This is a genomic window from Methanocalculus sp. (genome assembly GCF_029762515.1).
GTDB lineage: Archaea > Halobacteriota > Methanomicrobia > Methanomicrobiales > Methanocorpusculaceae > Methanocalculus.
Genome location: NZ_JARVGN010000317.1, coordinates 1 through 2744 on the forward strand (window position 1 = coordinate 1; position 2744 = coordinate 2744).

2 protein-coding genes are annotated in these 2744 nt (G+C 51.9%); both read left to right on the forward strand.

The features are described from left to right. The coding region (locus QCH34_RS10205; RefSeq protein WP_300333708.1) for a methyl-accepting chemotaxis protein at nucleotides 1-1652 on the forward strand (1652 nt) is incomplete at its 5' end. A gap of 1 nt (nucleotide 1653) precedes the next feature. Further along, a partial coding sequence (locus tag QCH34_RS10210; RefSeq protein WP_300333711.1) for an Hpt domain-containing protein occupies nucleotides 1654-2744 on the forward strand: 1091 nt, incomplete at its 3' end.

Consider the following 2744-nt stretch of genomic DNA (forward strand, 5'->3'; position numbering starts at 1 on the left):
GAGAGAACTGGGCAGACCAGGAGTTCTTCAACACATTTAAATCCGAAGGGGAAGGGGTACTGTACCATCAGGCAGACAGCATGGATTATGTTGATGTCTACACCTACTTCGAACCTCTCGACTGGTATATCGTCTCGAGGGCAGATCTCTCTGATTTTACCGGGCCAATCAACACAATCCGTGATACACTCGTTGTTGTTATGCTCTCCTCGATCATCGTCGGAGCCGTTGTCGCCATCCTCTTCGGCAGATCGATATCTGAACCGCTCCAACAGGTCGTACTCATGATCAAAGAGCTGAAAAGCGGCCATCTCTCTGTCAGGCTGAATCTCAGAAGAAAAGATGAGATCGGGATCATGGCAGAGACGATGGACGAGTTTGCTGAGAATCTCCAGACGAACATCGTCGGAAACATCAAACGTCTCGCAAACGGGGAATATGTCGAGGAGATTGAGATCCAGGACGAGCGTGACGAGATCCGCCCTGCAATAAGAATGATGATGGAGTCTCTTGACCATCTCCACAGAGAGACTCTCAGGATGACCGATGCCGCATGGGCGGGAGATCTGAAGATCCGTGGCGATGAGAAGGCATTCCACGGCAGTTACCGGAGGATCATCGCTGGTTTCAACAAGACGCTTGAACGGATCACCGAGCCGGTGAATGAAGCTATGAGGCTTGCCGGATACTATGCGGCCGGAGATTTCACAGCACGGTTTGATCCCGACATTCCGGTTGCAGGAGAGTTCATCGCGTACCGTGATGCGCTCAACACGATTGGTATCGAGTTATCACGGCTGATGAAACTGATCACCGAAGAGCTTTATGAAGGAATCTCGGTCATCTCGTCAGCATCAAGCGAGATCATCGCGGTTACCTCTCATCTGTCCTCTGAGAGTTCGCAGACAGTCAGGATCGTTGACGAAACAACAGATGCAGTTGAAAGCGTCAGGATACAGACCGACCGCGCCAATCTGAAGACACGCGAGGTTACTGAGAAAGCGATGAAGACCAGCTTCGTCAGCAAAGACGGGCAGCGATCAATCCAGGAGATCCTTGACGGTATGAACCAGATCCGCCGCCAGATGGATGTCATCGGGACAAATGTCGTCAAGCTCTCTGAACAGAGCAATGCTGTCGGGGAGATCATTGCAACAGTCACGGATATCTCAGAACAATCGAACCTTCTTGCCGTCAACGCCTCAATCGAGGCGGCAAAGGCAGGCGAATTCGGAAAGGGATTTGCCGTTGTTGCTGATGAGATTCATAACCTTGCCGAACAGTCCAAACAGGCAACATCGCATATCAGGACGATCCTGACCGATATCCAGCGTGGAGTATCAGGAACGGTCGTTTCAGTCGACCGGGGATCAGCATCGGTTGAGGATACCGTCGGGCTGACTGCACAGGCACGGGAGGCAATTGAAGTGCTTGCATCAGCTGTTGCTGACTCATCCAAAGAAGCGTATGAGATTGCTGACTCGATCTCCGAGCAGGCGAGCGGTATGGACAGAATTTCACATGCAATGGAGAAGATCCAGGACGCTGCCAGGAAGAATCTTGAAAACACCCAGAAGGCTGAGAAGACAGCAGAAGATCTGCATGAACTCGGTATCCGCCTGAAGAAGATCACCGAACAGTACCACGTCTGATATGCCGGGATGGGATGATGATTTGAGGGAGGGTCTTCTTGCAACCTTCCGGGATGAGTCAGATGAGATCCTCGCATCCATTACCGAGGATCTCATCGCCCTTGAACGGGGCAGGGGTACAATCGATCCTGCCATCTCGGAGTCGATCTACCGGAGGACACACAGCCTGAAAGGTGCTGCACGGGCAGTAGCACTCCGTGAGATCGAATCGATCTGTCAGCACCTTGAAACAGCACTCTCCGGAGTCCGGAGTGGAGACTATATCCCGGATAGCGCAGGGTATGATCTCTTTCACCGGGCCGTTCTTGTCATTCGATCGATCATTGCCGGAGAGAAGGTATCTCCGGTTGCAATCATCAGGGAACTCCGGGCTGTCAGGAACAGTACTACACACCCTCAGAAAGAGCAGGAGACATATACTCCAAGAAACGACCTTCCCCGGATACGGGAGACCGAGACGATCAGGATTGCAACCAAAACCCTTGATCGCCTCATCGGCGGATCTGATGAACTCTTAACGGCACGGCTCATGCTTGCCCACAGGATGCGGGAACTGGATCACATGATGCTCGATGTCGCATCATGGCAATGGGCACAGGTCCAGATCGCAAGCGAGATGCACGTCATCGAAGATTTAATCGAATCGGGAAGAGAGATTAATGACCGTGATATTCGTGCAATTGACCATATTATACATTTTTTAAAGAAGAACCGCGAGTATATCGATTCTTTCAAATTCGACCTCTCAAACCAGGTCCAGTCAAATACCCGTGAGCGAACCGTGCTTGAGTCGGGGGCACTCTCCATTGCAGCAACCATCCATGAAGCCGTTCTGATCCCCTTCTCCCAGATTCTCGTTCCATTCCAGATGTTTGTCAGGGAAGTTGCGGGATCATCCGGCAAACAGGTGGATTTCATCGTTGATGGCGGGGAGATCGAGATCGACCGGCGTATCCTCGAAGCCCTCAAGGATCCACTGCTCCATATGACACGAAATGCGATCGATCACGGTATCGAACATCCGGGCGCCCGTATCAGCAGGGGTAAGAATCCAAAGGGGAGGATACATATCAGGGTTGTTCCCCTTGCCGG